Below are 1,080 nucleotides of genomic sequence, written 5' to 3' on the forward strand. Positions count from 1 at the left end.
ACACTCAACTGCTAATGAAGAATCACCTGTTGGCTGCCAATTTCTCTGTCCAGATGCGCCAGCCACGGCTCAGCCAAATAGCGAACCTGCGCATCATTGTGCAGTATCCGTTGCATGATCTTCGACTTTTCCAGTCGCTGCTGAGGGAGCAACTCTTCGCTATGTGCCCTGACGCGTAGCTGCTCGATAAGTACCGCACAAACCCCCTCAAACCTGACAACTTCTTCCCAGTCCTCAGCCTTGGCGGCATCCAGCATTCCACGGCTGCTGACCTCGATGGCCTTGTAATAGTCAATCAGGGTCTTTGTCATCTCAAGCCCCCTTGCCGACCTGGGATCCTGGCGTGGTTGTGACTTCGCTGCGGATTTGATTCCAAGCCTCAGCGACGGGGCGAATCAATTGCTCAACTTCTTCCAGCATGCTCTTGTCCGTATGCAGATTTGCTTCGGAAAGCCTCACGATGCAATAGTCATATAAACCACGAAGATTGGCAGCCAACTCTCCACCTTGCGCATCGTTCAGTGCAGCCTTCAAGCCTTCTTCGATCAAGCGTACAGCACGCCCAATTGCCTGACCTTTTCCTGCAATGTCGTTCGCCTCGATTGCCACCTTGGCCTTACCCACCGACTGCAACAACGCATCGTAGAGAAGGCCAACCAACTGATGGGGATCCGCCCCTGTCACAGAGGTTTCTACACTTACTGTCCGGTAAGCATTTGCAGAGCGCATATTGACTGGTGTGAACATCTTGAATTCCGGTTGTGTGCTCGATATTTAATTTATCGGCATATCTACGGGTAACTCAAGTCCACTTTTATTCAATTTCAGCTAGTTTTATTCCATTGCGCCAGTTGAGCCGTCACAAAAGAGCCTAAGGATTGCATTTGCACCATCCGCGCATCCAGATCCGAGTATTGCTTGCGGAGTTGCGTCTCTACGCGGGCCGCCCGGTCCGTCACCCTGGTTTGCTCATCCGTATTTCGTGTGATCGAGCCCTGAATTGCGGTGGACTTATTCGTAACCGTACCGTCGGATGCAATCAACCCCTTGGCAAAGTCTCGGAATTTGAGACCAAAGCCA

At 51.8% G+C, this 1,080-nt stretch carries 3 protein-coding genes; all 3 read right to left on the reverse strand.

Annotated features, from left to right (window positions below):
- Positions 1–11 precede the first annotated feature (11 nt).
- Positions 12–311: a flagellar protein FliT gene (locus B7Y67_RS19080; RefSeq protein ID WP_293599978.1), complete on the reverse strand. Its 300-nt coding sequence runs from the start codon at positions 309–311 to the stop codon at positions 12–14.
- 1 nt (position 312) lies between these two features.
- Entirely contained in the window at positions 313–747 is a 435-nt protein-coding gene (gene fliS, locus B7Y67_RS19085) for a flagellar export chaperone FliS (protein ID WP_293599979.1), read from the reverse strand.
- Positions 748–824: 77 nt separating this feature from the next.
- On the reverse strand, positions 825–1,080 hold a 256-nt coding region (gene fliD / locus B7Y67_RS19090), incomplete at its 5' end, for a flagellar filament capping protein FliD (protein WP_293599980.1).

The organism is Polynucleobacter sp. 35-46-11, from assembly GCF_002281105.1.

Bases quoted from the DNA above. Each gene is read 5' to 3' on its own strand.
- B7Y67_RS19080 (WP_293599978.1), bottom strand. From the start codon at position 311: ATGACAAAGACCCTGATTGACTATTACAAGGCCATCGAGGTCAGCAGC.
- fliS (WP_293599979.1), bottom strand. From the start codon at position 747: ATGTTCACACCAGTCAATATGCGCTCTGCAAATGCTTACCGGACAGTA.